We start from the raw sequence: 17,458 nt of genomic DNA on the forward strand, positions 1-17,458 counted from the left end.
ATGCTGCGCGGTTTTTGTCGTTTTACGCGAAAATCTTTTATTATTCTTTCATCGCAGCCTATTAGACTTAAGCTTAAGTGCTGTTAACGTTGCCGAACTTGGGCTCTATCAAATACAGAGTAAGCTCTTAAGCCAATTGGCGAAGATGGAAGGGGAAATCATTGTGAGGAAACAAAAAGTTAGAATGTTAAGGAGCCTGCTGCTCAAGTGGATGATGATTGCTAGCCTAGTTGTCGGTCTGGTAGCTCCCGGCATAGGCAATGCGAGCGGACAAGTCTTCGCGGCATCTGCAATTCCGGCCAAAGTGCCCGCTGCATTCTCAGATCTAGCGGGCCACTGGGCGGAAAAGACCGTCAGGGAGTGGGCAGGCCAAGGTTTAATTGAGGGTTTTCAGGACGGAACCTTCAGGCCAAATCAAGCTCTAAGCCGGATTGAATACGTAACGCTGATCAACCGGCTATTCGCTTTCAAAGGGGCGGGGACTAAGCAGTTCTCGGACGTCGCTCCGACCGCTTGGTATGCAGTGCAAGTGCAAGCAGCCGCGGAAGCAGGGTACATCGAAGGCTATGGCAATGGAGCATTTCGGCCAGAGCAGAAGTTAAGCCGGGTAGAAGCAGCTGTTGTGCTTTCGCGCCTTGTGCCGGTAATAGGCAAAGACGGTGCTAGCCTGCTCAGCGAGTTTAAGGATCAGGCTAGCATTCCGGGTTACGGACGCGATGCATTGGAAGCCATTGTTGAAGCGGGCTATATAAGCGGTCTTACGGACGGCACGTTTCGGCCGGTTCAGCCGATGACAAGGGCGGAAGCCGTCATGATGCTAGATAGAGTGCTGAAGCAATCAACTAGATCGGCAGACGGAATAACCGTTAGCGCAAAGGTTCTTGAAACAGGCGGCACATGGGGCAAGGCGCGAGGGAACTTGGAAGTTGCTGGCGACTTGACCATTCAGGCTCCAGGCACAACTCTTCGCAATGTAACGATTAAGGGAAATCTAACTATAGGGAAAGAAGTCGGCGAAGGAGATGTGTTCCTTAAAGGTGTGAAGGTGCTTGGCAGCACGTTTGTAAACGGCGGCGGGCAGCACAGCATACATATTGATGATTCGCAGCTAGCAACTGTCATCGTCGACAAAGCAGATGGACGAGTTAGGGTTGTTATCGGTGGAACAACGATTATAAGACAGTTGGATGTGCAATCGGAGGCAAATATTGAATCTCCGTTATCGGAAGGCAGCGGGATAGAGGGAATTACGATCTCCTCTTCCGGCGAAGTTATTTTGTCCGGCAAGTTTAAGCAAGTCGAGGTTAAGAGCGATGTGCAGTTAACCATTGCTTCTGGATCGGTAGAGAAATTAACCGTTAGTGAGCAGGTTAAGACATCAACCATTTCACTTTCGGAAGGCGTCAGCGTTAGCAGCATGGAACTGCATGGACCAGCGAATGTGAAAGGCAAAGGAACGATTGAGAAAGCAATTGTCGACGCTCTGGGAGTTGTTTTTGAGAAGGAGCCTGCTCAAAAAGAAGTAACCGAGAAAGGTGGCCTAATTGGAGGTGGAGCATCCGGAGGAACTGGTTCGCCGGGCGGGCCAACGGGTCCAACCGATCCTCCTAAACCAACAGATACACCCAAACCAACAGAAACGCCAAAACCAACCGATCCGGTTGATATAACAGTAACCGCGATTGCGAGTCAAGCAGGAGTAACAGGATTCAGACTCGCGTTTAGCTCGCCAGTACCGGGGCTCGCCGCAGCACATCTGACACTAAAAAACGCTGCGAACGGAAACATTACCATTGCATCAGTGGCTACGCTTAATGGGGGCAGCTCTTACTGTATTACAGCCGCTCTCACGGAGGGCGAGTCTTATAAGCTGACGATAGCTAAGGCTGGGTTTCAGTTTGGATCTGAGATTTTATTTCAAGTTCCAAAGACGGAGCAGCCTGCCATTTCGGTTGCAGCATCCGTATATGGGTCCAGCAAAACGGGGTTCTCGTTGCTGCTGAGTCCGTCGGTTGTTGGATTGACGCAAGCTGAGTTTACACTCAAACACGGCAGCGAAAGCATCGCAGTAGGTTCCGTAACGGAGGGTATGGGCGGCAGCGCTTATGATTTATCAGCGTCACTTGCCGAGGGTGAAACGTATTCGCTTACGGTTGCCAAGGAAGGGTACTATTTCGGCAGCGCAGTATCGATATTCGTTCCGATTACTGATCCAGAGGTTGTATCTGTAGTGGCCTCAATATCCGACGTAAGTATAGCTGGCTTCACAATCAAGCTGGATACTCCTGTCGCGGGGCTGACAGAGGATCATTTGACATTAGCGTTAAACGATCCAGGCACTGAGATTGGAGTGACGGAGGTCACAACTGATGATGACGGCAGAACTTATGCTGTCAAAGCGGAAATGGTCGAAGGCGAGACATACTCACTAACGATACGGAAAGCTGGATACAGCTTTGGCGCGGCGCTTATCGTTGCGGTTGCCCCGCCCAGCAGTATTTCTGTCCATGCGGCCGTTAGCCACATCTCGACATCCGGCTTCATGCTGGAGCTCGATCGTACCGTCCCAGCTATCGATGCTCTAAGCTTTATTTTAAAGAATGCTGCTGGAGCGGACATAGGCATTAATATGCTAAGCGCAGTATCTATCGGCAAAGAGTATGAAGTGTATTCCTCCCTAACGAAAGGCGAGACGTATACCTTATTGCTAAATAAAGAAGGTTATGCTTTTGGCAGCGAAATTGTCTTAAAGGTAGAACCTTCCCCAATTCTATCAAGTGTAGAGTGGGTCAATCGTCAAGGCTTTCAGTTGAATTTCCCAAACGACACGGTCGATTTGGCTAAGGCCTTGATCACAATAGAGGATGGAAACGGCAAATCGCTTGCTGTCACTACTGTCAAAACGAACGTGGATGGGCATTCGGCTATCCTATCAACCGATTTAATGGCTGCTGGGAGCTATCGGTATAGAATTGATGTGGATGATGACCGCTATACGATCGGTACGCTTATCGTTCCAGAGAAGATAGCCGTATCGAAACAAACGGCGTTTGATCCGTCCAATGCAGGGATTATCGTGCACTTCAGCGTACCTGTTCCGGGATTAACCGAAGCAGCGTTTTCTCTAGCGAATACAAATGGTGATCAAATGGCAATAGACAGTGTATCGACTCTGGATAATGGCAGCAGTTATTTCGTTAAATCGGCGGCCATGCAGTATCAACCCTTAACACTAAAAATAAGCAGTGAGGGTTATGACTTCGGAAACAGTGTAAACGTTGTTCGAACAACGATTAACCCATGGTATATAGGCGTTGGTCCGAATAATGTCATGGTTGGGCTTAACCCGAATATAGCAGGTTTGACCGCAAATGATTTCAAGGTCATGGATGCGCTCGGGAATGCGGCAGCCATAACGAATGTCGTGTGGGATCCTCAGCAAAGATTTTATGTTGTCTCTTATAACGGTTTGAGAGGAAAACCATATTTTATTAGCGTTGTACGTGAGGGCTTCGACTTTGGTTTACCGAAATCGGTTACGCTCGCGGAGAAGAATACAATAACTGATATTTCCTATACAGGATTCACCTTTGTTCTTAATCCTCCTGCTTCTATTGATACGGTCAACGGCTTTGTTCTCAAGCGGGCCGACGGAAGCAGCATAAAACTCCGCTCTGCAGTGACAAGCGACGGCGGTTGGAGTTACCGGATTGCTGCTGATCTGACTCCTGGTGATTACGTACTGAAGGTCAGTGCGACAATGGATCAGACGATTTATAACGTTCATGTTCCGGTCGTTACAACCATTTCGGCGGATCAGATAGTCGATACGGGACTTCGGGTTAAGCTTAGCTATGCCATTGCAGGGTTATTGCCCGGTCAGTTTCTTCTTACTCRCAAGAGTACAGGAGAGCGGGTAAYGGTACAAGACGCTGTGACAATGGATGGCGGTCTTACCTACAGGCTGAAGGCTGACTTGCTTGGCGGCAGCTATAACCTGAGTCTTCCTGGTCATCTTCCATCGCAGGGGATCGACTTTGAAGCGGGAGAAACAATCAACGCGGGGAAAGCGACCATTAGCAAAATAGCCATGAATGGCTTTGATCTGACCTTTGAACAAGCGGTTCCTGGATTACTGCCTACTCATATTCAACTGACAGATAATCAGGGCAATGGGGTTAGCGGACTGGTGCTGACAACCGCCAATGGAGGATTATCCTATCGCGTCAGTGCAAATCTGATCAGTGGTCGCGACTATACGGTTTCCTTCCGCAAGGATTACGTGAAGTTTGACGGGCTGGTAACGTTCTATGTCAATCAATTGGTCACCGGGGTTATTACTGACGTCTCCAAAGACGGGGCAGTAGCGGTTACTTTCTCTACTCCTCTAAGGCAAATAGAGTACGGGCAGGGTCTTGCGGTGAAAGATGAACAAGGCAAACGTTATCACCCAAGTACGCTCGTCATGTCTGCCGACGGAATGAGCTTCGAGATGTCTTTTGGCGGTACGTTTGCTTTGACACGCGGACAAACATACGCCTTTGATATTGAGGTGGATGGTTATTCGTTCAGCCACCTGACCTTTACCGTGCCTTCCGAAGCAACCGTTGCCGGATTTTCTGCTTCGGGTGTTACCGTGCATTTTGACATTCCAGTTATCGGACTTGGGAAGAAAAATTTCGTCATTCGGGGAGCTCAAGGGGAAACGATAAACGTAGCTTCGGCGAACACAACGGATTTCGGAAGCAGCTATGTATTGGAAGCAGCGCTGATTCCTAGTAAATCGTATATCGTTCTGGTAAAGCCGGATTTGACTTATCAACGTTACGAGCCAGTATCCTTTGTGTTTACCAAGCTCATTACCGCTTCTGTATCCGAGATGAAGAAGGATAGCTTCAAACTAAGCTTTAGCGAAAAAGTTGCTGATTTGAAGCCAGCCGACATTATTTTGCGAAAACCAGACGGTCAGCAAATTCCGTACACGGAATACTCTTTATCAACAAAAGATCAGGGTTTAACTTATATGGTGGCGATTAAGGCCGTGACTGGTGCAAAATATTCGCTTGAGCTGAACCGAAGTGAATTTACGCTGGCGTCGCCGATTTCGGTGGACATTCCGGTAACAGGCTCACTTCAATTGAGAGGTACGACAGCAACGAAGATTTATGTCGATGTCTACCCGCTTATTTCAGATTTGACTGGTGACAACTTTAAGCTGACAGACAGCAAAGGTCGGCCGATCGGATTTACGCTTCATTACGAAGGAGGCGCATCCTATTCTCTCATTGGCGATTTTAATGTATCCGAGACATATAGCTTGGTCATTACTTATCCGGGATATGACTTTGGAAATCCGCTGACCGTTGGGCTGAAGGTTCGTGCCGATGCGATACTGTTACGTCAGTCGCAGCAGGGATTCACCATCTATTTCTTCCCGTCGATTCCGAATCTTCAAGCCGCAGATGTGATGGTTAAAGACAATAACGGAAATACAGTGGCAATTGAATCCATTCATTCGAGTGATGACGGAGCCAGCTATACAGTTACGGTTCCTTTAAAAGGAGGAATCACCTATACCGCTAGTGTAGAGAAAGAGGGCTACATGTTCTCTACGCTCGACAAGATTACACTAAACTCAAGATCCATTTCGGCCGTGCAAGCAACGGCTTCGAGAGTCACATTGCATTTTAAGGAACAAACGATGTTAAATACTTCGGATATTCATATAGTGGATGAGAACGGGGTAAACGTTTCGATTCGCACGAACGTGTCAAACGATGGAGGTTATTCGTATGAGCTCGGCGTCGCAATCGTTCCTGATAAGGTCTATTCGGTGTTCATCTCAAAAATGGGCTACGACTATGGTGATCCGCTAGCTTTCTCCATTCGCTCTGTAGGCGTTCGTTTTGGCGGGATGATTAGCGGGAACAATCAAGCTTTTATATTGCATTTAGATCAGCCAGTTCCTCATTTGCGAATAAGTGACTTCCAGCTTAAACGTGTGGAGGGCGGTACAAAGGCAATTACCTCCGCAACTACGAGTGATGGGGGAAATACTTACCTTATTGAAGCTGAGTTTTGGGGAGCGGAGCAGTATACAATCACCGCTGCCAAGTCCGGGTATGATTTTGGAAGCCCGATTGTGGTTGACGTTCCAATCATAGCAAATGCCGCAGTGCTAAGTTCAGGCGCTTCGGAAATTGTCATTGGTCTTAGCCCTGCTGTATCGGATTTGGATGTAAGCCATGTGGCTATCACAGACGAGGAGGGCAATCGGCTTACTGCAGCTTCGGTCATTACGGAGGATGGCGGACTAACCTATCGGATCAAAGCCTCTTATAAAGGAGGCAAAACTTACTCTTTTGCGCTAAGCAAGAGCGGGTATGATTTTGGACAAGCGTTGTCGGCTTTGCTGCCAAGCGCGATTTCGGTGACGCTGGAAGGCGCTGCCGAGTCGGGGCTTGTCGTCTCTGTCGCACCGGGACTAAGCGGACTGTCTGCGAGCAGCTTCGCGCTAAAGGATGCCGAGGGCAAGTCGGTAATTATAATAGCTGCAACAACAAATAACGGTGGAAGAACGTACACATTATCCGCAGCACTTGAAGGCGGGAAAACATACAAACTGATCATAACAGCAGCAGGATATGATTTTGGAGCGGCCTTGAACGCTTTTGTGCCGGTACCAGTAAATCCAACTCTATCAAGTGTCAGTAAGGATGGGTTTAACGTGTTGCTTGATTCGGCTGTTCCGGGCTTGCGTGCAAGTGACTTTAGCTTGCGTAATGGCCAAGGCGCTGCAGTTGCCATCGCCTCTATTGCAGCCGAGAACGCTGGTATCGAATATGCGGTACATGCCTCACTCGAAGAGGGAGCGGCTTACAGTCTGACTTTAACGAAGAGCGGCTACGCATTCAGCAGCGGACTTCCGGTTCTTGTTCCAGCTGCACCTATTCCGGAAGCGCAGGTGCCGATCCGTATGACAGCAAGCCATATGACAACTAACGGTTTCACATTGGAATTAAGCAAAGCAGTCCCTAATTTGGATCTCACATGGCTTACACTGCTTGATGACCAGGGACGTGGAATTGGATTCCAGCTTGTAAATCCGAACGGGAACAGTCCAGATGCGCCAGATGCAGGACGAATCTACAACATCATTGCTCCGCTGTCAGCAGGTGTGAATTACAAGCTGATTGCTCAAATACCGGATCGTGTGGTGGAAGGGCCGCTAGATGTTTATGTTCCGATGACGGAATATCCGAAAAGTTTAGCTGCTGCTAGAAACGGCTTGACGGTCACTTTCGTTGGAGCGGGGCCAAAAGATCTGCAGCCGGAAGATGTGAAGCTCTTGTCAAAAGACGGGACAGAGGTCACAGTCACTGGAGTGACAGCGGGTGCAGAGACAGGGTCGTTTTTAATTAAAGCGAATGTGGTTGGAGGGAAAACGTACACCGCAGCTTTTAGCAAGCTAGGCTATATCTTTGCTGGGCAGGAAAAATTAAATGCCGCTTATGTGCCGATTGTTATCACTGCAACGTTTGTTCGAGTGAATGAAAATGGATTTAATCTGCTCCTTAGTGCTCCGATAGAAAATTTGAATATCGAAATGCACAATGGCAGCGCAGTCTGGTATCGCCCAACCTCTGTTTCAACGCCGGACTTTGGGCAAACCTATTTTATTAATGAATATATCGGATATAACAAGGAGTTTAAGCTTCGTCTGAGCAAGGACGGGCATGACTTTGGAGGGGATATGATCATCAGCAACGTGAGTACACCTCCCGAGCTGATCGATGCCGTATCGAGTGAAAACGGCAAAGCCATTACTCTGACCTTTGATAAGCCGCTGGCTGCTGTTAATTCGGGGTCAACGTTTTCTGTGAAAATCAACAATCAATGGCAAAGCGGGGTTATGACTAGACTGACCTCCGATGCAACGAAAATCGAGTTGACTTGGAGCAGCAGCGGAGCGGTTATCAGTTCGACATCGACGATAGCCGTCGCTTATAGCGGCATCAACCGGGTCAAGGCAGTTAATCAGACGTATTTGGCCACTTTTGGAGAATTCCAGGTAGCTAATGTCGCTACGCTGGATGGTTTCCTGCAAAGCCATTCCACCCAGTACGATGCCGTTTACCCTGTGCATGTACTGCGGGTTGATTATGGCAAGACTGCGTTAGAGTCATTAAGACTACTACGGCAAGCTGGATTTACCCCAGCGAACTACGCAAAAGCGGTCAAGAAAGAATATGGTTTGGATTGGAGTGCGTTCATCCGCCTATTATACGAAATAGATACAGATGCGCCTACGTTGTTTCAGGCTTTAAGCGCGTCGGGCTATATTTCCAACTATGTCAATCTTATACCGGATCTGGTCACTGCAGGTTATGAGGCTGAAGATATTGCGCTGCCGCTTCGTAATTTAGGCTATCAACCTCGAGATATAATGGCGCCGTTTAAGCTAACGGGGGTAACAGCCGCTGCAGCAGCCTATGTTCTGCGTTATACGTATGCGGAGACTAGCGGCAACGCAGCCGCGGCATTAAAGCTAGGAAAGTACACTATTAGCGAGACTAGGAAAGCCGTTCAATCGGTTTACGGCTTAACGAACGTGAGCACCATCGAAGCTTTGGCTGCCGCGAAATTCACGGCAGCAGAAACCGCAGTTGTCATTAAAGAGGCTTATGCTGCAACTAGCGTAGATAATGCGAAACTGCTTGGCAGTGCTGGTTTTCCTGCTAACAATATAGGAATTGCGCTGCGAGATCTGTATTCGTTCAGCGACGTCAACGAGGCTGTTCTGACTTACTTGGGAGCAGGCATTGAGACTGGACAAGCTTACGTTATCTTAAAAAGCACCTTCGATAAGCAACAAACAGCTTCAGCTATGCTGGCGGCAGGTGTTGCTTCTGCCCAGGTCGCCAAAGGAATTCAAACCTCCGGGGATGGTGCAACCGTCATCGTTGGCGCAATGAAGAGCGGATCATACGAGATCGGTGATATCGCCAGCGCCGTACTCGGCGCATGGGGTTCCGAAGCGGCTGGCCTAAGTGAGGCTATGAGAGGATTTACGGATCATGGTTATGACATGGAAAGCAAGGCGGGATTGCTTCGAGAAAGCTTCGGGGCTGATATCGCAACGACCATCAGCGTGTTGTATCCGGGGGTGAAGGGCGACCAAAGAAAGACGATGCTGTTGTCATTAATTCGTGCTGGTTATGAGCCTGCGGAACTTACGGCTTATATTCTGAATAATCGAATGGCCAGCAGCCGTTCGGAAGCTCTGACGCTGCTGAGACAGTCGGGTATGTCTACCGCGCAGGGATTAAGCACAATTCGTAATGCCGTCATTCGCGGAGGCGCGTCCTTCACGATGGAGGATGCGGTGGAAGTTATCTTCCGCAGCTATGACCGCTTCGAAGCTGGAGATGTATTACATGCGCTTCGAACAACTTTTGCAAGTGATGAAACGGTGAGTACGGATGCCACTACTCTGGCCCGTTCGCTCACAAGCATCAAAAGCTGGGAGAAGCTAGCCATCGGTCAAGCTCTAAAGGCTCAGTTAGGCTTGACGCTGCAGCAGTGGGTAGAGCTTGAAAGGACTAACGCATTCGATTATTTTAAATGTCCTTGCAGTGTATCAACGGTTGTAAAGGACTCGCAATATTTGTTCCCGGGAACGTCAATACAGGAAGCGACAGTGGCGATGAGCCTCTCTAGCTTCTATACGCTGGATGACATTATTGAAGGAACAATTAACCTTTACTCTACTGGCGGAGTTCGTGCGAAAGGATTGCCGTATTTGACCGCAGCGCTGAAAAACTCGGGGTATAAATTTGCGGAAATTGCACAGGCATTTGAAGCGCGGGGCTGGACGGAATGGATTGGTGCTTTCAGCAAACAAGGCATAGCCGCTAGTGAGGTTGCTGCCTATCTGAACCAACGGACCGAACCGCTGACGATAGGGCAAGTCATCACACGCCTTGCTCCATATTCGGTAAGGGATATTGCATTAGTGCTTAGAACGGAATACGGCTTGCCATCGTCAGAGGCGTCTGCGCTTCTGCTTGTCAGCTATTCGTCAGAGGAAGTAGGTACTGCCATCGCTTCAGCTTATGGCGGAGACCCTATGACGATTTGGATCAAAGTGCTGAAGGAGCAAGGCGCAACGGCCATTTCTGTCATCAATACGCTGGGTGCGCTGTATCCGTCTTATTTTGACTCAGGCAAGGTTGGGCCGGCACTGATTAAGGGTGGATATTCGAAAGAAGAAGTAATGGAAGGACTTCTCATCCACACCCGAAGAATGGGTAATATGAAATCGACCATAGCGATTCTGCAGTCTTTGTACGGACAAGAGCAAGTGACGATTGCTGGTCTGCTTGACGCTTCGTCCAGCAAGGAGCCTAAGGACGGTATTGCATTTCTTAGAATGAGCGGTTATTCCTTATCCGTTGTTGCTCGCAGCTTGAAAGATTATTATCAGCTTACTTCCAGCGAAGCTTCATATTTGCTGGCAAAAGAATATCCTAACGACATCGACGATATTCTGATAGGCCTCGCTTCCTTATACGGTCAAGGACTTGATGAAACAGTTGCAGGCGCGTTGGAGCAGCAAGGCATCACGACCTTTGATGAAGCGGTTAATTATCTATACGTCACAGGTTTCCCGATGAAAGATATCGTGAGCGTTGGCAAAAACCATTTTGGCCAATCGCCTGGGGCAATCGCGCTCTGCATGTCAGCGGTATACTTGTCGTCAAGCAATGTGCTTATCCAGGCAGTAGCTTCAGCTTTTAATCAATCCGTTGAGTTAACGATGTATCAGCGGCAGGCAGCAGAAGGATCAGTATCCTTTGCCAGTGGAATTGAACTTGCTTATAAGGCGCAATTCAGCTTAGTTTCGATCGTGAAGATGGCAAAGGACGGTTATGGTATTTCATCGGGTACAGCTCTTCAAGCACTGCTGGATACTGGCCGGTATCGCCAGAGTGACGTGCTTTCTGCTATATCGAATGTGTACGGCAGCTCCCAAAACGCAAGCATTGTTGATTCTCTAGAGGCTCAGCATCTGGTTACGTTAAAGGATGCAATACCTTATCTGACAAAGATGAGATTCAGCCTCCGGGATATGATTCAGGTAGGGAAAGATTATTACCAGCTCGATTCCTCTAAAGTGGTACAAGCTTTAATGGATGGTTCAGTCGATGAGGAGAGCCGGATTTTGGCTGAAGTTTCTGCTGTTTACGGTTTAGCGTTAGAGCAGGTTACGATTCAGGCCATGATCGATCTGGGTATCGGAAAGTTGTCGGATGCGATTCCGCAGCTTAAGCTCACCTATAGCTTGCGGGATATTATCCGCATTTCCAAGGATTATTACCATATGACTGCTGGCGAGACACTAGCCATTCTTTCCGAAACAAACGGATATTCATTTAATGAGTTAGTTGCAACTGTATTTGAAGTTTACGGCAAACCGATCGAGGAAAGCTTGTCCAGCCTGCTTAAGAAGAGCAAAATCTATACGCTGGAGGAGGCTGTTCCACTCCTGAGAGGCATGGGCTATACGCTCCATGATATTGTGGGTGCTGCCAAGGATTATTTTGAATTTGCAGCAGACAAAACGATAACGGTCCTAACCGCTCTCCAAGTAGACAACGAGAAGGTTATTGAAGTGACAGTAGCTGCCGTTTATGGGCAGTCATCAGAGTCTACGGCGCTGCAGTATCTAGAAGAAGGAGGAATCACGGACGCAGCAGCGGCCATTCCTTACTTGTGGAAATCAGGCGTTCCGATGATAGATATCGTACGCGTGATGAAAGGCTTTTATGGTAAGACAGCCGGCGAAACCGCGGCATTGCTTATTGGCAGTCAGCTGTTCGAGCTGAACGTCATTCTGAGCAGCGTAAATGCAGTGTACGGACAAGCGGTGAATGGCGCTTTAATCGAAGTGATCAAAGCAGGAGGAGTAACATCAGCGGAAGCTATGGCGGATCAGCTCTTGCATGCAGGTTACCGCATGGAGGACATCGTTAAGGCGAGCAAGGAGCAATATGGCAAGACGAGAGAAGAGGCGCTTGCGATTCTTCAGGGACTTGCCGTTTATCAAGAAACGGCCATTCAATCAACGCTTAATAAAGTGTACGGAGAGGCCTTTACTCCGGTGAGCATTATCAAGGATGTCCTTAAATTGAAAGGTGTTACGACGCCACAAGGAGCGATTGTGTTCTTGCGGGATGCCGGCTATGAGATTAAGGAAATTGTCCAATATCTTAGGTTTGACTATAAACTCGACTCAGGAGCAGTTACTGAATTGCTTTCTCCCTATTATCCGGCGGAAGTAATTGGACTTGCTATAGTGGGAGTCTATTATACCAACACAAACCTAAGGGTATTGGAAGATATTTTCCCGGCAACCACCGCATTTGTGCCACTCAATGTTGTGCGGTTTATGAAAGCCAAATTCACTGTCGCGGATATCGTACTCGCTATGAAGCTGGTATTTCAAATGGATGCAGCAACGATAATGGAAACTATTCCGGAAACCTTAATTCCGCAGGATCAGGTACGGATGGCCGCAGGTGAAGTATTCGGCGGCAATCCGCTAATTGCTTACCTCGCCCGTATGAAGTCGAAAGGAACGGACGCCGCCGGGATTGCTACCGAGCTTGAACGGCAAAACCTGCTTGGTCCTGATCGTTCCGGATATTTGATCGACACGTTATTGACGCTTGGTTTTGATCGAGCCAGCATTATCCGTGCTTTCTATATGTTCTTCACGGCCGGCAGAGGGACGGCAACAACAATCGAGGAGCAATCGGCGCTGTTCGTCAAGCTGGGGTATACGAAAGCGGGAGACATCATTGACGTGTTGAGGCAGAATGGGTACGTGAACAGTACCAGCTATGCTTATCGTGTATTCACAACCGTTAAAATGACATTACCGAACGTTTCTATGGTCGATATTGCGAAGGAAATGAAAAATCGCGGTTATGACGGTAGAGAGATTTTGAACACGCTGAATCGGTATGACGCGCGAGAAGATTCGATCTTTACGCTTCTAAAGGAGTATGGTTATAACGCAGAAGAGGCGCTGCGGTATATGAAAGAGCGGACGCTCGAAAATAAACTATATTGGCTGCATAAAAACGGATACGCTGTCGGTGAATACTTAAAATACACCTTCAATTGGGATAACGACACGATTTCTATTTTGAGGCAGTTGGACATACCTTCCGCCGACCTCTCGAAGGCTTTGCACAGCAGTGGCTACAGTCTTTATTATATTTCCAAGTTCTTGTACGACGGAGGATTCAAGGAAATTGCTGAGCTTACTAGAGCGCTGCTGGCGGTAAACGCCCACGTACAATGGGTTCCTTACAATTTGCTTGAGCTGGGTCACTGGTCGCTTAAGGAGATAGCCAAGGGTATGCTTGATTCTGGGCTGATCACTCTCGTAGAGCTTAGCGATGCCATACGGATGGCTAACAACAACAACTTGGATGAGACGTATCTGATTATTAAGGAAATATCGACACGTGAGCAGCAAGCTTTTTACGATGATCTGTCCAGTGCGGAACGCATGCTGCTCAGCAATAATGAAATTGCCATTATCGTTACATTGACGACTCTTCGGGGCGACAGAGTAAGGATAGGTGAGGCGACTAAGCTAATGCGAAATACAGAGAGAGTGGACTATAAGGACTCCGTCATTATGACAGCTCTTTCTGGATATAACGTCCTCGATGCTCTTGATGCGGTATGGGATGTTTATCGCTTTGAAATTGGTGTCGCTATTCTTAAGACGATGATCGGTCAGACTTGTACGAAGGTACTTACGGAATTCAAGGATTACTACAGGCTGGGAAATCTGGTTTACAAGATCGTATCAAGAGTGATGAAATAATTTATTCAACCACTGAAGCAGAATTTCGCTATTGCTAAAAGCACCCTGTCAAAGCCATTACTCATGATGGCTTGATAGGGTGCTTTTTATTATGATTTAGTTTCGCAGCTAACTTAATTTATTCTACTCCGGGATTGTTTGTTTTCCTGTAGTTGACATAATGTATTCTTCACTTTAAATTGAATATAAATACATTATAGTGTATAAATATTCGCGAGAGGTGAAATCATGACTCATTTATTATCACTAAGAGAGTACGACGCGGACACCATTCACTCCATCATCAGGCAAGGAATCGAGATAAAGAACAACCCAGAACGCTATTACCACGCAGCAGAGCGAAAAGGTCTTCTTATGCTTTTCCAGAAAACTTCTACTCGTACGAATCTATCGTTTCAATCCGGGATTAACCAAATGGGCGGGTACTCAGTCGTTATGGATTGGGATGCCAGCAACTTCAGCATTTCCCCGATCCAGTATGAAGCGCAGTATGCATCAAGAAATTGTGATGTGATTATGGCGAGATTAAAGAAACATTCCGATGTGCTCGAATTAGCGAAGTACTCCAAGGTTCCCGTCATTAATGGCTGCTGCGACAAATATCATCCTTGCCAGGCTCTTGCGGACTTGATGACCATCTATGAGGTCGCAGGTACTTTTACGGGAATAACGCTTACGTACGTTGGCATTCATAACAATGTTGCCAATTCTTTGGTCGCAGGGTGTATGGCGGTGGGAATCAAGCTGTTGCTAGTTACTCCGATCATTAACAAGCCATCTTGGGATGAGGAGCTTATGCAAAAGGCTTTTCAAAGTGGATTTGTTGAAAAGGTTATTGATTTGCCTAGTGCGGCAGCCAGATCTGATTTTGTATATACAGACACTTGGATCGATATGGAGTTTTTTTATGAAGACCACTATCAAGATGAGAAGAAGCGAAGAATGGAAAAGATGCTGCCTTATCAGTTGAACAGAAGCAATCTTGCAGGACACTCACCGTATCTTATGCATGACATGCCTATTCATCCGGGCTTCGAGATAGAGGAGGAGTTAGTGGAATCGGAGCGTTCCATCATCTATCAGCAAGCTGAGAACAGGATGCATGTTCAAAAAGCGCTGCTTATGCATTTACTTAAATAAAGTTATCAAAAAAGCTCATCCACGCATACTAAGCGCAGTTGAGCTTTTGATTTTTTTTTGGATGGTCTCAAAATGAGCCATGACCGGCTATGATCTCTTTAACCTGCGTCATTGTATCATTAAAGCGGGTGTCATCATGGTTCCATATGATCACATCAGCATGCTGCATATACTCGCTCTTTAGTTCAATCTCCTCCGCGCGTTGCACCCTTTTGGCGATTTCCTCAGGCATTCCGCCTCTTATTGCCAATCTTCTTTTAATGGATTCAACATCCGCACCTACATAGATCGCAATCACATGATCATACCGCTTCTTTAAAGCGAGTACGCCAGCAAGGTCCATTACAATATGGGCATTCCTATTTTGATCGAATACTTCTTCAATGCTGGATTTTAGTGTACCGTAATAATGCTCGTTGTATCGTGTCCATTCAATAAAGGCATCTGCACGAATGTGATTTTCAAACTGGCTCGTTTCCATAAAAATATAATGAATCCCGTCTGACTCATTCGGCCTCGGGAGTCTGGTTGTTGAAGTAATAATTTTTTGAAAGCCGCTAAGGGTCAGCTCTTTCTGGATTTCGGATTTACCTGAAGCGGAAGGGCCATAAAATGCGAATATTTTCCCCAAACGAAAGCTCTCCTTTATGAATTGTTCAGCGATCTCTTCTAATAAAGACCATATATTGTTAAAATGTTTCTAAATGACAAGGAGCTGGGAGCGAGCCTATGATTCTCTATAAACATTCTTCAAATTCATTTTATAATGATACGGATATTCAGAGGCATATTAATATAGAAAATGCGAAGCAAAGAATTTCAGTTCGGGATGACTTTGAACGTGATTTTGGCAGAATCATTCATTCAGCTGCGTTCCGACGCTTACAGTCCAAGACACAAGTCATTGGGATCAGCGAAGGAGATTTTCACCGAACACGGCTTACTCATTCCCTTGAAGTATCTCAAATTGCAAGAGGAATTGCCACAACCTTAAATGAAAAAAACAATATTTTTAAAGAGACGGAAAGTAAAATAGATATTTCTCTTATTGAGGCAGCTGCTTTAGCTCATGATTTGGGGCACCCGCCATTCGGGCACCAAGGCGAGCGTGCATTGAATAAATGCATGAGCGCATTCGAACTAAACTTTGAGGGGAATGCGCATACGTTCAGGCTTTTGACGAATACGAATAGCGATGGGGACATGGAAACGGGCCTTGATTTAACAAGAGCTGTTTTATTGTCCATTTTGAAATATCCAGCCAGCATGAAGCAAGTTAATAATCCCGAGATCACGGGCAAACCGCCTAAATGCAGTGTTTTTGAAGAGGACGAGCATGTATTTCAGTGGGTGATTGAGAGCTTTTCGCCTGAAGAGAAGGCTTATTTCATGCAAGTTTCTGACTTGCAGGCTGGTAAACATAAGAAGACTTTAAATAAAACGTTTGAATGCTCTATTATTGAGCTCGCAGACGATATTGCTTACGCAACCTATGATTTAGAAGATGCCTTCAAGCTTAACATGATCAAAATAGATGATCTATGTGAGGTAGCAAATAAGCATAAGCATATTTCATCCGCTAGAATTGCAGAGTCTTTACGGGTTTTTATGGAGAACAGCGGGGAGCGGTATAAACAGACGAAGCGTTTTTTCGCTGATTTGGTTTCTGGATTCATACATGAGATTACGGTTGTTGAGACCCAGCCTGCATTCTCCTCCAGCCGGTTGCGCTATAAGGCAGTAATTACTGAGGATGCTATGGAGCTGCTGGAGGATTTGAAGAAGCTGGTCGAAACGCATGTGATCTTCTCACAGAAGGTTCAAACCTTTGAATGGCGCGGCGGCAAAATAATTGAAAAGCTCTTCGATGCGATGTTCAATGATCCAAACCTGCTTCCAGAAGATAAAAAGCTAAGCTGGCATGCAGCTGATGATCGGATGAATGCCAGATTGGTTTGCGATTACATTGCTGGAATGACAGATACCTATGCATTAAAAATGTATTCTCGTTTATATGAAGCTGCTGGAGGCAGGTTGTTTGATATTTAATTTGAATGCTTAAGAGCAGACGTTCAATTTGTTCTTATCTATTAAGTGCTAGGCTGCAATAGCTGCACGCAAGCACCTTCCTCTAATGAAGGAAGGTGCTTGCGTGGTATGAATAATGGAAGCATTCTAATTAGAAGAAGAGTAAGACTATAGAACATAAATCTCGCTATATTTAAAGTTTATAAACTATTTTCAAAAAAACACTTGCATTACTAGACGAGTACATGGTATATTCTATTTCTGGCCGAGAGACACACGCGGACAGCAAGCAAAACAAGCATGACAAACGAAAGAATAGATTGCTCTTTGAAAACTGAACAACGAGTAATAACTGCCCTTACGATTCTAACGAATCGTGAGAAA

Annotated in this window: 4 protein-coding genes; 3 read left to right on the plus strand and 1 reads right to left on the minus strand. The window is 46.7% G+C overall.

The genetic code is table 11. From position 1 onward, the window contains the following. The first annotated feature begins 163 nt into the window (after positions 1-163). Together AB4Z50_RS27475 and AB4Z50_RS27480 are read left to right on the plus strand one after the other, a co-directional pair. Positions 164-13,906: an S-layer homology domain-containing protein gene (locus tag AB4Z50_RS27475; protein WP_441884242.1), complete on the plus strand. Its 13,743-nt coding sequence runs from the start codon at positions 164-166 to the stop codon at positions 13,904-13,906. Between the two features lie 228 nt (positions 13,907-14,134). Next, positions 14,135-15,046, plus strand: a complete 912-nt coding sequence (locus AB4Z50_RS27480) for an ornithine carbamoyltransferase (protein ID WP_441884245.1) — start codon at positions 14,135-14,137, stop codon at positions 15,044-15,046. Positions 15,047-15,113: 67 nt separating this feature from the next. On the opposite strand, the gene AB4Z50_RS27485 is transcribed toward AB4Z50_RS27480, so the two are convergent. Then, a complete protein-coding gene (locus AB4Z50_RS27485; RefSeq protein WP_441884248.1) occupies positions 15,114-15,677 on the minus strand; it encodes a guanylate kinase in 564 nt (187 codons plus the stop codon). Between the two features lie 98 nt (positions 15,678-15,775). Between AB4Z50_RS27485 and AB4Z50_RS27490 the strand changes: the two genes are divergently transcribed. Then, positions 15,776-17,095 (plus strand): anti-phage deoxyguanosine triphosphatase, encoded by a 1,320-nt coding sequence (locus tag AB4Z50_RS27490; RefSeq protein ID WP_441884251.1) that lies wholly within the window; start codon positions 15,776-15,778, stop codon positions 17,093-17,095. Positions 17,096-17,458 lie beyond the last annotated feature (363 nt).

Source organism: Paenibacillus sp. 2TAB26, from assembly GCF_052115145.1.
Taxonomy (GTDB): Bacteria; Bacillota; Bacilli; order Paenibacillales; family Paenibacillaceae; genus Pristimantibacillus.

Excerpts from the sequence above, each read along its gene's own strand:
- AB4Z50_RS27480 (WP_441884245.1), top strand. The coding sequence starts at position 14,135 with ATGACTCATTTATTATCACTAAGAGAGTACGACGCGGACACCATTCAC.
- AB4Z50_RS27490 (WP_441884251.1), top strand. The coding sequence starts at position 15,776 with ATGATTCTCTATAAACATTCTTCAAATTCATTTTATAATGATACGGAT.